This is a genomic window from Kibdelosporangium phytohabitans (assembly GCF_001302585.1).
Taxonomy (GTDB): domain Bacteria; phylum Actinomycetota; class Actinomycetes; order Mycobacteriales; family Pseudonocardiaceae; genus Kibdelosporangium; species Kibdelosporangium phytohabitans.
Window position 1 is genome coordinate 1,483,685 of sequence record NZ_CP012752.1, and the last position, 13,820, is coordinate 1,497,504.

Sequence of the window (13,820 nt, forward strand, 5' to 3'; positions counted from 1 at the left end):
TTCACTCGATTGGAGGAAAAAAGGACCAATTGGCCCGGTATGCTGTCTACTCTCGGCAGTCAGCGACCGGTATGAATCGTCCGATCTTGTGATGGCTATTCACGAGAACGGTCCAATGGGCTGTGGTATAGGGCTCAGGCCGCGTCCGGCAGTTTGTGGTAAACGTCCACGTATTCCTGGCCGGACAGTTCCATGATCGAATACATGATCTCGTCGGTCACCGCGCGGCGAATGGCAGGCGATCCGGCCATCCCGTCATACCTGGAAAAGTCCAGTGCCTTGCCGATTCGGATGGTGACCCGCGCGGGCCGGGGAAAACGCTGGCCAGGAGGCTGAATGCGGTCGGTGCCGATCACGGCCATCGGCACGACGGGCACGCCGTTGCTGAGCGCGAGCTGGCCGACGCCGGTGTGCCCGCGGTGCAGCCGGAGATCACGCGAGCGCGTGCCCTCCGGGTAGATCCCGAAGACGTCACCCTTCGACAGCACCTTGCTGGCCACCTCGAGCGCCGCGACGCCCGCGCGAGCCTGCCCGCGCTGCACGGGAACCTGGCCGATCGCGCGCATGAACGCGGTGCGGGCGCGGTGGTAGGGCGACTTGCCCTGGAAGTACTCCTCCTTGGCGAGGAAGTTGACCTGCCGCGGCACCACGAGCGGGATCAGGATGCTGTCGAACACCGACAGGTGGTTGCTCGCCAGGATCACCCCACCACCGGCTGGGATGTTCTCCAGGCCTTCGACCTTCGGCCGGAACAGCACCTTCGCGATGACGGCGCACACGGCTCGCAGCGCGCGGTAGAACAAGGGGAGCCTCCTGCGGTGGGGGATGCATCCACTCTAGGGCGCGGATTGTTGAATCGAACTGCGCGGTCGGCAACTTCACCTGGGCTCGTGGCACGATCACTGGGTGCGACCTCTCAAGTTCGGTACGCGCGAGGTGGCCCAGGACCGCGCGCTGGTGATGGCGATTGTCAACCGCACCAGGGATTCCTTCTACGACCGCGGTGCCACGTTCGGCGACGAGGCCGCCATGGCCGCGGTCGCGGGCGCGGTGGCCGACGGCGCGGACATCGTCGACATCGGCGGAGTGCGAGCGGGATCACACGGCGAGGTCGTGGACACCTCGGAGGAGATGCGCCGGGTCATCCCGTTTGTCGAAGCTGTCCGTACCCGGTTCCCGGACGTGGTGATCAGCGTCGACACGTGGCGGCACGAGGTCGCGCAGGCCGCGTGCGAGGCGGGCGCCGACCTGCTGAACGACACGTGGGCGGGCGCCGACCCGCGGCTGGCGGAGGTCGCCGCCGAGTTCGGTGTCGGCATCGTCTGTTCGCACACGGGTGGCGCGCTGCCGAGGACGGATCCGCACCGCGTCCGCTACTCCGACGTGGTCGCCGAGGTCGCGGACGAACTGGTGCGCGGGGCGACCCGGATGGTCGAGCTCGGGGTGCCCGCTGAGGGCGTCCTGATCGACCCCACGCACGACTTCGGCAAGAACACGTGGCACGGCCTTGAACTGCTCAGGCGGCTGGACGAACTGGTGGCCACCGGGTGGCCGGTGCTGATGGCGTTGTCCAACAAGGACTTCGTCGGTGAGACGCTCGGCGTGGAGCTGGCCGACCGGGTGGACGGCACCCTCGCCGCCACCTCGGTCGCGGCGTGGACGGGCGCCCGCGTCTTCCGCGCCCACCAGGTGCGGCAGACCAGGAAGGTGGTCGAGATGGTCGCCAGCATCGCGGGCACTCGCCCGCCCGCTCGTGTGCTGCGGGCGCTCGCGTGAACCCGGCCGCGGCCGCCTGGTTCGCCGCGAGGACCTGGCAGAATCCACAGTGGACTGTCCAGGAGCTCGTCGCCGCCAAGGCGGGGCGCACGGTCAGCGTGGTCTTGCCCGCGTTGGACGAGGAACAGACCGTCGGCGACGTCGTGCGCACGGTCCGGCCGCTGCTGGGCACCCTCGTCGACGAGATCGTGGTGATGGACTCCGGGTCGACCGACCGGACCGCGGCGGTGGCCGCCGGGGCGGGCGCACGGGTGGTCCGCAGGGAGGACGTCGTTCCGGACCTGGAACCGTTGCCGGGCAAGGGCGAGGTGCTCTGGCGCTCGCTGGCCGCGACCAGCGGCGACCTGGTCGTCTTCCTGGACGCCGACCTCGTCGAGCCGGACCCGGCGTTCGTGCCCGCGCTGCTCGGGCCGCTGCTGACCGAGGACGTGCACCTGGTCAAGGGGTTCTACCGGCGGCCGCTGAGGCTGGAGACCGAGGACTACGGCACCGGCGGTGGCCGTGTCACCGAACTGCTGGCCCGGCCGCTGCTCAACGCCGTCCGCCCGGAGCTCTCCGGACTCGTCCAGCCGCTCGGCGGCGAGTACGCGGCCACACGCGAGTTCCTGGAGTCGGTGCCCTTCGCCGCCGGGTACGCCGTCGAGATCGCGTTGCTGCTCGACGCCCACTCCATGCACGGCCTGGACGGAATCGCACAGGTCAACCTAGGTGTCCGCAAGCACCGCAACCGGAATCTGCTGCAGCTCGGCGTGATGGCGAGCCAGATCCTGGGCGCTGTGCTGCGCCGGTGCGACCTCGAAGGCCCCACCGAACTCACCCAGTTCGTCCAGGTCGGCGGCGAGTGGATTCCGGACACCGCCCGGTTCGCGGTCGCCGACCGGCCGGCCATGCGGTCCGTGGTCAGGCGTTCGTGACCGGCGGCTGGAAGACCATCTCCGCTTCCAGGATGGACTCGTCCCTCGGCAGCGCCCCCGTCCGGCTGGTCCGCCGGAATCCCAGCTTGACGTAGAAGCGTTCCGCCGCCGGGTTCTCCTCGCCGACCCAGAGCGTGACCCGCTTCCTGCCCTTCGCCCAGTCCAGCACTGCCTGGACGGTCTGCGCGGCCAGGCCGGTTCCCCTGGCGTCCGGGTGGGCCCAGATCCGGATCAGCTCGGCGTCGTCGCCGTCGATCGGGTACGCCGACGCGATGGCCTGGACCTTGCCTTCACGGCTGCCCAGGAACACCACCGACGTGGTCAGCCGCCTGCGCCAGTCGGCTTCCGTGCTCCTCTCCTCGTCGCTCAGCGTCGAACCGAAAGCATCCGGGGAGTCGGCGAGCGCGGTCAGCCGGATGTCACGGAACGCCGCCCAGTCGTCCGGCTGGGCCCGCACGACCTCGTTCACGCCGCGAGGACCTCCGCGTAGTCGCGCACGTGGTCACGGGCTTCGAGCAGAGCCGTGTGCAGCTTCTCGACCATGTCCACATCGAACCCGGAGGCACGCCACTTGTCGAACGAGATACCGAAACCGAGCTGCTCCCACAGGTCCGCGTTGCGTTTCTCGTGTGCGCCGAACGGTTCCAGCAGCACCGACGGCGTCGCCGACCAGAGCGAGTCCAGCATGGTGCCGCCGCCCGGTTTGCTCACGGTCGCGATCGCCGAGCGCGTCAGGTCGAAAGACCCGTGATGGCCCTTGCCGCGCGTGAACACCGGCTCGCCGTTCGTGACCTCGCCGAACGGCGGGTAACCGTCGTCCAGCCAGGGATGCCATTCGGGGTCGATCATGAAGTGCCGGATCGCGTTGCCGGGCCGTACGTCGCTCTGCTCGTAGGCGATCACGTCCAGTGCGAAACCGCGGGATCGCAGCTCGGTCGCGCGTTCCCGGTACGTCCCCATTCCCCAGCCGCCGCCGTGCACCAGCAGCCGCCGGTCGCGGTCCTGCCAGGCGATCGGCGGTGAGCGGGTGACCGGGATGCTGTACGGCAGCGTGCTCTTTTCCGCGTCCGCCAGCCAGATCTCGCGGGCCGCCAGGCTCGTCCCGGTCTTCTGGAAAGAAGGTGACACCACCGAGTCGACGTGGCAGATGTCCACGTCGGCGTTCTCGTGGCGCGCCAGGATCGGCAGCCAGAATCCGGAGAACACCACGAACTTCCGCACGTCACGAGACCGCCACGCCGCCAGCACCGCGTCCTGCGCCTCGGCCGGGATCGCCACGGAGGCGTCCCGCGCCACTCGCTGGCCGGCCAGTGCCACGCGGAAGTCCCGGTGGAACGCCCATTTCATCTTGGCTGTCGTCGCCAAGGTCTCCTGCGGCAGCATGCGTTCCAGAACCCAGACGCTGACGTCCGCGCCGCGCTCGCGCAGCCGGTCGGCCAGGAGCAGGCCGGGCACGTGCACGCCGAGCGCCACCCCGGACGTCAGGATCCCGATCACAGCTTCGCCGCCGCTTCCAGCAGGTTCTTCAGGATCAGCCTGCGCATCCCCGCGTCCGAACTCTGCCGCGGCACGGTCTCGATCAACATGATCAGGTAGAGGTACACCTGGTAGCAGGCCAGCCGGAACGCCACCGGGCCGGTGAACTCCAGCGGCCCGTAGCCGTCGAGGAACGCGGTGTCCCTGCGGATGTCCTTGAACAGGGCCAGTGACACCAGTTCGGCCACCGGGTCGCCCCAGAACGCGCGTTCCCCGTCGACCAGGCCGCTCACCCGGTCGCCGTCCAGCAGGATGTTGCCGTCCCACAGGTCGAAGTGGACCAGAACCGGGTGCTCGACCTCGTCGAACGCGGGCGAGTCCAGCGCCGCCACGATCCTGTCGGCGGAGACCGGCAGGTCCACGCCGTACTGTTCGGCGTCGGCCAGCAAGGACGTCACCATCTGGCGGAACGCCGACCGCCACGAGTCGTGCAGGCCGAGCTGGGGGTAGCCGAAGCCGGCGCCGGTGATCTTGTGCAGGCTCGCCACGATCCCGCCGAGCTCGCCGCGGAGCCCGGCCCGTGCGTCCTCGTGGGGTTTGTCCGGGTACCAGGGACGTCCGGGGATCTCGGTCATCAGCAGGAAGTCGGCTTCCGCGTGGATCACCTGCGGCACAGGCAGTCCGGCGGCCTCCCGGTAGAACAGCGCTTCGGTGCCCATCAGGCCGCGCTCGTAGGTCAGCGACGGTGACGCGGGGTCGGGCGCGACCTTGAGGATGTAGCCGGTGTCCGCTGTGCGCAGGCGGTAGGCCGTGTTGTACGTGCCCTCGGTCAGCTCTTGCCTGGCCAGCACGGTGGCAGGGTCGATGCCGCAGGTCGTCAGCACGGTGTCCAGCTCGTCGGACGACAGCATCCGCTTGGTCACGAAACCTCCGAAACTCGGTCGACTCGCCATGGCAGAGTTGCACAGACGGCCGATGTCCGCTCCTTGGACCACCCGATCCCGTCGCCGCTGAGGTGCGCGAAGAGTTCGCCGTCCGCGGTTCGCCGCGCACGGATGCCCAGCGCGTGCGCGCGGCCGATGTCACGCGGCCCGGCAGCGTCCACGACGGACCCGGTCGCGGCACCGAACGACAGGTCCTGTGGACGGGAATCCGGCAGGTACTCGATGAACGGGCATGGCACGTTCGTGGGCGGATCCATCACGTTCTGTTGCGCGCCAAGCACCACATCGCGGACCACTGCCACGTAATCCCCGGTCAGTGTCGCGGGAGGACGTGGCAACGGCATGAACGCCGGGACGGTGCACGGCCCCGGCATGGCACGCCATTCGATGCGGTTGCGGCGGCTGAGCAAGGTGTTGAACAGCACGTTGTCGCCTGGACCCAGGTACGGCTGCATCGCGCACGCGATTCCGGCCAGCAGCGACACGAACATCGTGGACCGGTTCTTGCGGGAGAACCGTTCCACTTCGGTTACCTCGTCCGCGGTGAGAACGCGTTGCCGCAACGCGAAACCCGCTTCGGGCGTCGGCGACGGCACCGCGAGATCGGTGAACGCGACCCTGCGCCACCAGGCTTCGGCCGCGGTACGCCCGTCCTCCAGCAGCCGGGCCTGGTCCTCGGCGTACTGCCAGAACTGCGCCATCGGGGCGGGCAGCGGGCCGCGGTACAGTGCCGCCAGTTCCGCCAGCAAAGCCCACAGTGTCACCGGATCCGCCATCATGTGGTGGATGTGCACGCACAGCAGGTGCCGGTCCTTGTCCACCTTCGCCAGCCGCACGCGCAACGGGCTCAACGCCGTGAACTCGACCGGCGCGTGCAGCAGTTCGGCTGATGCGTCGGCGAGCTCGAGCTCGACGGGCACTTCCGGCCGGATGACCTGGGTGTCGTCCTCGATCCTGGTACGCAGCAACGCGTTCCGGTCGACCAGTTGCCTGTATGCCTGTTCGAGCCGCCGCACGTCCAACGGGCCGCGCACGTCCACGACCGCGTTCATGGTGAACCACGGCCCGGTCGACCAGCCCGGCTCGTCGGCGTCGAAGCCGAGCGCGAACCGTTGCCAGACAGCCAACGGCTTCCTCATCGGACCAGAGCTCCCCGGGCCGTCGCGTGGATCCCGGCCAGCAACGCGATCCGCTCGCCCGGCGAGTCCTCGCGCGTGAACAGCCGGTCGAGCTGGGCCTCGTAGTAGCCGATCGGCGGGAAGGACCGGATCTCGGTCCGCGCCCCCTTGACCGACAGGTTCAACGGCAGAGCGGCCATCGTGGGCCTGAGCAGGTTGCGCAACCTCACGGAAGCCGATTCGAAGAAGAACTCCACTTCGGCGACGTGCTTGCCGCCGACCGAGCAGTCCAAAGTGGCCTCGCGGCCGTCGTCCCAGCGCAACGTGGCGTGGAAGGTCGTGTCCGTGCCGTTCGGGCCGTCGAACGCGGACGCACCCGTGCCCGTGGCACCTGCGAGACCTGCAGTGGATTGCGCAGCCTGCAACCAGTAGCTCGCGCAGTCGAAGAAGATCCCGCCGCCGAGTTCCGGCCGCGTCCGGTAGGTCCCTTCGGCTGGGGTGAGGAACTGGATCCTCGTGTGGATCCGCCGCAAAGGGCCGAACTCCTCGGCGTCGATCATCTGCCGGACGGCTGCCTGCCACGGGTGGCCCGCGGTCGGAATCGCCTCGGCGACTTGGACGCCGTTGGCCTCGGCGGCATCGCTGATCTCCGCGTACTCGGACGTGGTCAGGCACAACGGTTTCTCGACGATCACGTGCTTGCCGTGTGACGCGGAACGGACGGCCCACTCGTGGTGGGCGGAATTGTGCAGCGATATGTACACCACTGTGACGTCCGGGTCGCGGATCAGCGACTCGTAGTCATCGTGGACACGTTCAATGCCGTTCCTGACAGCGAAGTCGCGGGCGCGCGCGACATCGCTCGCGGCCACAGCACGGACAGCGGCGTCGTCGCGGTTGCTCGCGGGGGCGAGGATCGCGCGTTCGGCGATCTTGGTGGCACCGATCAGGCCGATGTCAAGCCGCATGAGCGCCTCCTCGGACCGTCATGCCCGCGGCCGTGACGGCGTTGAGCGCGCGCTGCCGCAACGCGTCGGGCTGCTGCGAGAACAAGGCAAGGTAGACACGGCCGCCCGGCGCGGCCAACGTGCTGCCGTTGAGCACGAGCACACCTTCGCGTTCACCGCCGGTGTAGCGGATTTCCGCCAGGGCCTGGCACACCGACGAGATCCCGCTGCCTGGCGGGATCGTCAGTTCGAGCTGCGACAAGTGCGCGGCGAGGCCTTGCTTGGCGGCGCGTTCGTGCAACACAAAGGACAGCAGTCCCAACGACTGCCTGGCGTTGATCTCCAGGACCGGCACGAGCGTGCCGTCCCGCAGCAGCATCGAATCGACACCGAACGGCCCGTGGTAGCCCGTGGCCGCGAGCTTCCCGGCAACCGCGCTGACGACCTCGAAATAGCTCTTCTCCCACAGGAGTTCGATGAACTCCGGTGTCGCGGGTGAGGAGCCGAGGTGCCGCAAACCCCGGTTGGTCATGACCTGGACGCCACGATGCCACCACGTGCCGTCAGGCTCGATCAGCACGTGCGCGGAGAAGTCCCGCCCAACGTCGTACCTGCGCTGGACGAGCAGCTCGATCCGCTTGTCCTGCTTGGTCAACGTCCGCTCGATGGCCCGCAGCACGCCGGAGGACTCCACGACCAGAGCAGCGCGGCCCGAAACCCCGTACGGGTCCTTCACGATCGCTGACGGGAACCGCGCGACCGCGGCCGACAACTCGGCAACCGACCGGACGACGACGCCTGTGCCCGGCAGATCCATGGACAGTGCCAAGGCGTTGGACCAGGCCTTGGAGTTCACCCCGGCGACGACAACGTTGTCAGGCAGAGAATCCGACAGTCGAGCTGTCTCCGCGAGCACGGCGTACGGCTCGACGGCGAAACCGCCGACCAGTTCACGGGAGACGTTCCGCTCGTACGGCTCGTCGGAGCCGTCGACGGTCAGGTGCTCGAACGTGATCCCGGCCGCCGCCAGTCCTGCGCGCACCGGACCGGCCATGGGGTGGCGGGTGAGCAGCCGGTCGCCGGGCGCGCAGAAACCCGCGAGGAGTTCGTCCATCGCGGCGACGGCGTCGCCGGAACCGGCCCGCGCGACCGCCGGGAGCGTGGCCAGATCCGTCGGCCGCCACCATTTCTCCGCGTCGAACGTGCCCAGTCGCGCCGCCGTCATCCGGCTGCGAACGCGTTGATCGACGTCACGTACTCGGTGAACTGGCCGACCGAACGCAGGTGGTCGAGCTCCAGCGTCTCGTAGTCCAGTTCGAGGTCGAACGCGTCCTCGATGCCCAGCAGGAACGAGATCGTCTGCAGCGAGTCGAGCCCGTACTCTTCGACCAGGTCGGCGTCCGAGGCGATCTGCTCGGGCGTGAACCCGGGGCCGAGCACGCCCGCCAGTACGGTCTTGATGGTGAACTCGGTGTCGGACATGGGTTTCACACTCCGTTCAGGTAGAGCAAGATGCACTTCGAGCAGACCGGCATCATGCCGTTGGCCGAGAGGGTCTCGCGGACCGCACGGAAGTCGGCGCTCTGCCACAGGTCCCCGACCGGGGTGTCGTACAGGTTGCCGACCACGAACTCGGGGAAGAACTTGCACGAGCTGACCGCGCCGTCCGCGTGCACCTCCATCCGGTTGGACACCGCGAGGCACTTGTTGCGGTGCTGGGCTGGGCGGGACGTGCCGCGGATGAAGTCCTCGACCTCGTCGGCCGCCAGCTGCGGCTGGTAGCGCACCCGGACCCGCCAGGACCGGGAAGCCAGTCGCGCCATGGATTCCCGGAGGACCGGGATCTGCTGCTCCGGCAACCGGTAGGTGTACGAGTGCCAGGTCGGCTGCTTGGTCTTGGTGTCCGGGTCGAGCCACGCGAAGGACTCCGCGTACACCTTGTCCATCGCCTGCGCGACTCCCGGGCTGATGAACCACGGGAACTGGAAGTACACCGTGTTGACGCCGAGTTCCTCGGCCCATTCCATGAACTCGTACATCTTGTACACGGTCACGTGCGAAACCATGCAGGACAACGAGATCTCGCCGTCGAACTTCCCCTCGCGCTTGAGGTCCAGCATCAGCCGGATGTTCTGCATGGTGCGCTTGAAGGTTCCCTTGCCGCGCAGCGCCTCGTGGTCCTCGCCGAGACCGTCCAGGCTGATCAGCAGGTTGAGGTTCTCGCCGATGCGCAGCAGGTCGTCCAGCTTGCGGTTGAAAAGCAGGCCGTTGGTGCACATGTTCACCGTGCGCGGGTAGCGCTCCAGCAACTCGGCGACCTCGTTGAACCTGGTGTGCATGAGCGGTTCGCCGCCCCACAGGAACGTCTTGGACCGGACTGGCGCCGTCGTGCGCAGCACCTGCTCGACGACGTCGATGTCCAGTTCCGTGCGTTGCCGCTGGACGCTGAAGTCGCGGAAGAAACCCTGCTCGTTCCACTGGTAGCAGTGGGTGCAACGCAGGTTGCACTTGTAGGTCAGCTGCAGGCTGACCTCCTGGGGCAGCGGGGCCGCGTACCCCGGGTCGGCCAGCAGGTTCCGGCGTGCCCGTGACCGGATCGCCACGGTGTGCTTGATGTCAGCGAACTCCTTGGCGTTCAACGTTCGTGTGGTGGTCGGGTGCATTCGATCCTCCTCCTTGCGTTTCGGCCAGTTCAGGCATGGAGCGCACCAGCAGGACGCTGGCGGCGACGCACGCACCGCCGGTCGCGAGCACGGCGACCAGGGCGGCCGGCGTGCCGAACCACGACCCCAGCAACCCCGCGGCAAAACCCGCGACCAGGGAGCCGAGCGGGATCGTCGACGACGCCGTCGTGCGGGCCGTGGCGTGCACGGTGGACTGTTCGCCGGGTGGCGTGAGCTGCTGGCGGATGCTCGTCGTCAGCACGTTCCACACCGGCAGCCAGAACGCCGAGCAGACCCGGATCACCACCAGCAGCACGACCGGCGCGGCGATCAGCGTGACCGGCACGGCCAGCCACATCAGGCCCTCGAACGCAGTGGCCAGCAACGCGGCCCGGACGCCGATGCGCGCGGCGATCCGTTGCGTCACGAGTGCGCCGAGCAACGCGCCGACCGCGCCCGCCGCGAGCAGCAAACCACCGCCCAGGCTGGACAGACCCAGGACGCGGTAGGCGAAGAGCAACAGGACCGCGTCGACCACTCCGGTGCCGAAGCCGCGGACCGCGGTCGCGCACACCACTTGGCGCAACAACGGCTGCCCCCAGACGAAGGACACACCGACACGGATCCGCGTGGTGATCGGGGGCGGCGCGGTCAGTCGTGGCGGCAGGTCCTCGACGACCTTGATCCGGGTCCGGCCGAGCGCGGAAGCCAGGAACGGCAACGCGTTCACGCCGATCGCCGTGATACCGCCGACCAGGTTCGCCACCGCGCCCGCCAGCGCCGGACCGACCAGTTTGGACAGGCTGTCCGAGCCCTGCAGCCGTGAGTTCGCGGCGAACAGCCGGCCGGGCGGGACGAGCGACGGCAAGTAGGACTGGCCGGCGATGTCGACGAAGACCGTCGCGATCCCCGCGATCGCGACGACGACGACCATCTGCGTGATGCTCAGCCAACCGGCCAGCGCGGCCGGCGGGATGCTGAGGAACGCCACGAACCGAACCAGCTCACCGGTGATCATCACGCGGTGCCGCCGCCTGCCGGCCAGCAGCGCGCCCGCGACCATGCCGAACGCCGGATAGGCCAGCCACCCGGCCGCCGAAACCAGCCCGACCTGGGCGCTCGACGCGTCCAGCACCAGGATCGCGGCGCTCGGCACGGCGAAGCCGGTCAGCCGGTCGCCGGCGAAACTCATCGTCTGGCTGCCCCAGAACCACCGGAATCCGACAGGGAGGCCGGTCGCTGATGAGGTCGGTCGCATCGTCCCCCTCGCGTCGGCGGCTGCTTTCGGTGATCATCCAGATGCGGTGTGTGCTGGTTGCCACCCCACTGATCACCGTTCCTTCAAGCAAGCAATTAAGTGGGGTGTGATCCACGTTACGTGCGTCGCTCCAGGTCAGTGCTATGTCTGGCTAGAAATCGCCATCTGGGGAGCCGGCAGTCGATCTACGTGTCGCCGGTCTACGCATCGATCGAGATCCACGGTGTATCTGTGGTAAAACGCCTGGGCAGTGTGACTTCGAACCCGTAGACTCGCTACGTATGAAGCCGGACGTGCTGCGTGGACACCTCGACGCGCTACTGCTCGCCACTCTCGACGGCAGGCGCCTGCACGGGTACGCGATCATCGAGGCACTTCAACTGCGCAGCGGCGGTGCGCTCGACCTGCCCACCGGCACGGTCTACCCGGCGCTGCGCCGGCTGGAGCGAGCGGGCTACGTCACAAGCGAGTGGAGCACTGTGTCGGGCCGCCAACGCCGTACTTACCATCTGACGAAGGCCGGGCAACGCGCGCTCGTCCAGGAGCGGACGGCGTGGCGGGAATTCACGGCTGCCATCGAGGGTGTACTCGGGGAGGGCCCATGGCCGGCGCAAGCCTGATCGACGACTACGTCGCCGATCTGGACTCCCGGTTACACGGGCACCGCAAGGTCAAGCTCGACCTGCTGACCGAGGTGCGCGACAGCCTCGAAGACGCCGCCGACTGCTACCGCGCCGTGGGGATCCCCGACGAGGACGCGCAACGCAAAGCGGTCGCCGACTTCGGCCGGGTCAGTGAGATAGCGCAGGACTACCAAAGCGAACTCGCGGTCGCGTACGGCTCGCGGACCCTGCGGGCGATCCTCTTCATCCTGCCGGTGCTGCACCTGGCGTGGGAAGGCGGCCGGATGATCTTCCTCGGGCCGTGGGAGGCGATTCCCGGCGGCCCGATGCCCTCGTGGTTCATCCCCTTCGCCCAGATCAACGACAGCATGGCGTGGGCCGTCGCCATCGCGACCACGCTCGCGTTGCTGTTCGGGCGGCACATGTCCCGCCGTGCGGCAAACAGTCGTCTGATCGCCCGCTGCGTCGCCACTGTCGCGATGGTCACGGCAACCGTCGCCCTGCTGGGAAATCTGTCGATCGGCGTGGCGTCGGTGATCGCCAAGCCGGTGCTGCTTTCCGCGGCGCCGATGTGCTGGGGAACGTCCCTGCTCGCGTTGCTGGTGTTGTCGCGGCTGACCGTGATGGCCCGAAAGGCGGTCCGGTTCGCCGCGTAGTGGCAAGATTGCCGGGGTGACCACCGCGCTGTTCTACCTCGTCGTCATGGTCTTCGTCGCGGCTGTGGTGTTCCTGCTCGCCTCGGTGCTGTTCGGCCGCGGTGAGGAGCTGCCGCCGTTGCCGCCCGGTACGTCGCCGACCAGGCTGCCCGCCGACGACATCACCTCGGCCGACGTGGGCCGGGTGAAGTTCCAGATGGTCCTGCGCGGGTACAAGATGTCCGAGGTGGACTGGGTGCTGACCAGGCTGGGCGCGGAAGTCGACGAGCTGCGCACCCGGGTGGCGGACCTGGAACGGCAGCTGGCGGACAAGGCGGCAGCCCAGTGACGACGAGCCGTGGCGCGAGAAGTCGTGGGGCAAAGGAACTAGTCCGCTGCGACTGGGGCAACTCGACACCGGATTACGTGGCGTACCACGACGAGGAGTGGGGCACCCCGCTGCGCGGGGTGAACGCGATGTACGAACGGGTGTGCCTGGAGTCGTTTCAGTCCGGCCTGTCGTGGATCACGATTCTGCGCAAAAGGGAGAACTTCCGCGCCGCGTTCGCCGGGTTCGACCCGAAGCTGGTCGCCGAATTCGACGACGGCGACGTGGCCAGGCTGATGGGTGACGCGGGCATCGTGCGCAACCGGGCCAAGATCGACGCGGCCATCCGCAACGCGGGCGCCGTGCTGTCGCTCGACGTCCCGCTGGACGACCTGGTGTGGTCCTTCAAGCCCGCCAAGCACAAGCGACCTCGCACGATGGCCGACGTGCCCGCCATCACCGAGGAGTCGAAGGCGATGGCCAAGGAGCTCAAACGCCGTGGTTTCGCCTTCCTCGGGCCGACCACGTGTTACGCCCTGATGCAGGCCACCGGGATCGTCGACGACCATATCGCCGCGTGCTGGCGGGCGAAGTGAAATGCCGCGGGAAATCGACGCCGTGCGCACCGCAAGGACGCGTGACCATCTCGTTACCAAAAACGGGGAAAATATGTCGGCGTGTCGCGCCTCGGCGTGTCGCACCGTGAAGTCGTTGAAGTCACATCCGCGCCCGCTACCTCGAATCTGTCACGCCAGGTCGGTGACTGGTCACCAAACGACACGCAAAAGATCGGTTCGATTTCGTCGCGGTGAGCGGATAGGAGAGAATGGCGTTAGCCGAGGCTGGTGGACCCGGCCTGCGGTGGGCAGGCTATGACGGAGGGAGCACGCTATGGCGGCCATGAAGCCCCGGACCGGTGACGGTCCCCTCGAGGTGACTAAGGAGGGTCGGGGCATCGTGATGCGCGTCCCGCTGGAGGGTGGTGGACGCCTGGTGGTGGAGATGACACCGGACGAGGCCAGCGCCCTCGGCGACGCGTTGAAGGCTGCCGCAGGCTGACCCTGAGTTTTCCCAGGCGGGCCCCGGTATCCGCGAGTGGAGCCGGGGCCGCGCCACGTCTTGAAGCGAGCCGCAGGAG

General features: G+C 68.2%; 17 protein-coding genes. 7 read left to right on the plus strand and 10 right to left on the minus strand.

The features are described from left to right. Window positions 1-134: 134 nt before the first annotated feature. The gene (locus AOZ06_RS06705; RefSeq protein ID WP_054288628.1) at window positions 135-803 is read right to left on the minus strand and encodes a lysophospholipid acyltransferase family protein; all 669 of its coding nucleotides are present in this window, start codon (window positions 801-803) and stop codon (window positions 135-137) included. Between the two features lie 157 nt (window positions 804-960). Between AOZ06_RS06705 and folP the strand changes: the two genes are divergently transcribed. Together folP and AOZ06_RS06715 are read left to right on the plus strand one after the other, a co-directional pair. Beyond that, the gene (gene folP / locus AOZ06_RS06710) at window positions 961-1,776 is read left to right on the plus strand and encodes a dihydropteroate synthase (RefSeq protein WP_218922086.1); all 816 of its coding nucleotides are present in this window, start codon (window positions 961-963) and stop codon (window positions 1,774-1,776) included. Continuing rightward, on the plus strand, window positions 1,773-2,690 hold the full coding sequence (locus AOZ06_RS06715) for a glucosyl-3-phosphoglycerate synthase (RefSeq protein ID WP_054288630.1): 918 nt from the start codon (window positions 1,773-1,775) through the stop codon (window positions 2,688-2,690). Before folP ends, AOZ06_RS06715 begins: the two co-directional genes overlap by 4 nt. On the opposite strand, the gene AOZ06_RS06720 is transcribed toward AOZ06_RS06715, so the two are convergent. The 9 genes from AOZ06_RS06720 to AOZ06_RS06760 are packed head-to-tail and all read right to left on the minus strand — an operon-like array spanning window position 2,677 to window position 11,096. Then, the gene (locus tag AOZ06_RS06720) at window positions 2,677-3,159 is read right to left on the minus strand and encodes a GNAT family N-acetyltransferase (protein WP_054288631.1); all 483 of its coding nucleotides are present in this window, start codon (window positions 3,157-3,159) and stop codon (window positions 2,677-2,679) included. The two genes, AOZ06_RS06715 and AOZ06_RS06720, sit on opposite strands and share 14 nt — an antisense overlap. After that, a complete protein-coding gene (locus AOZ06_RS06725; RefSeq protein ID WP_054288632.1) occupies window positions 3,156-4,187 on the minus strand; it encodes a glycosyltransferase family protein in 1,032 nt (343 codons plus the stop codon). The genes AOZ06_RS06720 and AOZ06_RS06725 overlap by 4 nt, the downstream gene beginning before the upstream one ends. Next, window positions 4,184-5,089, minus strand: coding sequence for a phosphotransferase family protein (locus AOZ06_RS06730; protein ID WP_236952113.1), 906 nt, complete (start codon window positions 5,087-5,089; stop codon window positions 4,184-4,186). Before AOZ06_RS06730 ends, AOZ06_RS06725 begins: the two co-directional genes overlap by 4 nt. Beyond that, window positions 5,086-6,249, minus strand: coding sequence for a condensation domain-containing protein (locus AOZ06_RS06735; protein WP_054288633.1), 1,164 nt, complete (start codon window positions 6,247-6,249; stop codon window positions 5,086-5,088). The genes AOZ06_RS06730 and AOZ06_RS06735 overlap by 4 nt, the downstream gene beginning before the upstream one ends. Continuing rightward, window positions 6,246-7,196: a Gfo/Idh/MocA family protein gene (locus tag AOZ06_RS06740; protein ID WP_054288634.1), complete on the minus strand. Its 951-nt coding sequence runs from the start codon at window positions 7,194-7,196 to the stop codon at window positions 6,246-6,248. The genes AOZ06_RS06735 and AOZ06_RS06740 overlap by 4 nt, the downstream gene beginning before the upstream one ends. Then, window positions 7,186-8,400 carry a hypothetical protein gene (locus tag AOZ06_RS06745; RefSeq protein ID WP_054288635.1) on the minus strand — a complete coding sequence of 405 codons (1,215 nt, stop codon included), beginning with the start codon at window positions 8,398-8,400 and terminating at the stop codon, window positions 7,186-7,188. Before AOZ06_RS06745 ends, AOZ06_RS06740 begins: the two co-directional genes overlap by 11 nt. Then, a complete protein-coding gene (locus tag AOZ06_RS06750; RefSeq protein WP_054296463.1) occupies window positions 8,397-8,657 on the minus strand; it encodes an acyl carrier protein in 261 nt (86 codons plus the stop codon). Before AOZ06_RS06750 ends, AOZ06_RS06745 begins: the two co-directional genes overlap by 4 nt. A 5-nt stretch (window positions 8,658-8,662) precedes the next feature. Next, window positions 8,663-9,838, minus strand: a complete 1,176-nt coding sequence (locus tag AOZ06_RS06755) for a radical SAM protein (RefSeq protein ID WP_054288636.1) — start codon at window positions 9,836-9,838, stop codon at window positions 8,663-8,665. After that, entirely contained in the window at window positions 9,792-11,096 is a 1,305-nt protein-coding gene (locus AOZ06_RS06760; protein ID WP_054288637.1) for an MFS transporter, read from the minus strand. The genes AOZ06_RS06755 and AOZ06_RS06760 overlap by 47 nt, the downstream gene beginning before the upstream one ends. Before the next feature lie 281 nt (window positions 11,097-11,377). Between AOZ06_RS06760 and AOZ06_RS06765 the strand changes: the two genes are divergently transcribed. The 5 genes from AOZ06_RS06765 to AOZ06_RS53530 all read left to right on the plus strand — a co-directional run bounded on the left by AOZ06_RS06765 (window position 11,378) and on the right by AOZ06_RS53530 (window position 13,741). Next, complete coding sequence (locus AOZ06_RS06765) at window positions 11,378-11,716, plus strand: PadR family transcriptional regulator (RefSeq protein ID WP_042189970.1); 339 nt, start codon at window positions 11,378-11,380, stop codon at window positions 11,714-11,716. Beyond that, complete coding sequence (locus tag AOZ06_RS06770; protein WP_054288638.1) at window positions 11,698-12,375, plus strand: permease prefix domain 1-containing protein; 678 nt, start codon at window positions 11,698-11,700, stop codon at window positions 12,373-12,375. Before AOZ06_RS06765 ends, AOZ06_RS06770 begins: the two co-directional genes overlap by 19 nt. Before the next feature lie 16 nt (window positions 12,376-12,391). Continuing rightward, the gene (locus AOZ06_RS06775; protein ID WP_054288639.1) at window positions 12,392-12,703 is read left to right on the plus strand and encodes a DivIVA domain-containing protein; all 312 of its coding nucleotides are present in this window, start codon (window positions 12,392-12,394) and stop codon (window positions 12,701-12,703) included. Next, a complete protein-coding gene (locus tag AOZ06_RS06780) occupies window positions 12,700-13,278 on the plus strand; it encodes a DNA-3-methyladenine glycosylase I (RefSeq protein WP_054288640.1) in 579 nt (192 codons plus the stop codon). Before AOZ06_RS06775 ends, AOZ06_RS06780 begins: the two co-directional genes overlap by 4 nt. Before the next feature lie 295 nt (window positions 13,279-13,573). After that, the gene (locus AOZ06_RS53530; RefSeq protein WP_076991360.1) at window positions 13,574-13,741 is read left to right on the plus strand and encodes a DUF3117 domain-containing protein; all 168 of its coding nucleotides are present in this window, start codon (window positions 13,574-13,576) and stop codon (window positions 13,739-13,741) included. Window positions 13,742-13,820 lie beyond the last annotated feature (79 nt).

Bases quoted from the DNA above. Each gene is read 5' to 3' on its own strand.
- folP (WP_218922086.1), top strand. From the start codon at position 961: ATGGCGATTGTCAACCGCACCAGGGATTCCTTCTACGACCGCGGTGCC.
- AOZ06_RS06735 (WP_054288633.1), bottom strand. From the start codon at position 6,249: ATGAGGAAGCCGTTGGCTGTCTGGCAACGGTTCGCGCTCGGCTTCGAC.
- AOZ06_RS06740 (WP_054288634.1), bottom strand. From the start codon at position 7,196: ATGCGGCTTGACATCGGCCTGATCGGTGCCACCAAGATCGCCGAACGC.
- AOZ06_RS06745 (WP_054288635.1), bottom strand. From the start codon at position 8,400: ATGACGGCGGCGCGACTGGGCACGTTCGACGCGGAGAAATGGTGGCGG.
- AOZ06_RS06750 (WP_054296463.1), bottom strand. From the start codon at position 8,657: ATGTCCGACACCGAGTTCACCATCAAGACCGTACTGGCGGGCGTGCTC.
- AOZ06_RS06755 (WP_054288636.1), bottom strand. From the start codon at position 9,838: ATGCACCCGACCACCACACGAACGTTGAACGCCAAGGAGTTCGCTGAC.
- AOZ06_RS06760 (WP_054288637.1), bottom strand. From the start codon at position 11,096: ATGCGACCGACCTCATCAGCGACCGGCCTCCCTGTCGGATTCCGGTGG.
- AOZ06_RS06765 (WP_042189970.1), top strand. From the start codon at position 11,378: ATGAAGCCGGACGTGCTGCGTGGACACCTCGACGCGCTACTGCTCGCC.
- AOZ06_RS06770 (WP_054288638.1), top strand. From the start codon at position 11,698: ATGGCCGGCGCAAGCCTGATCGACGACTACGTCGCCGATCTGGACTCC.
- AOZ06_RS53530 (WP_076991360.1), top strand. From the start codon at position 13,574: ATGGCGGCCATGAAGCCCCGGACCGGTGACGGTCCCCTCGAGGTGACT.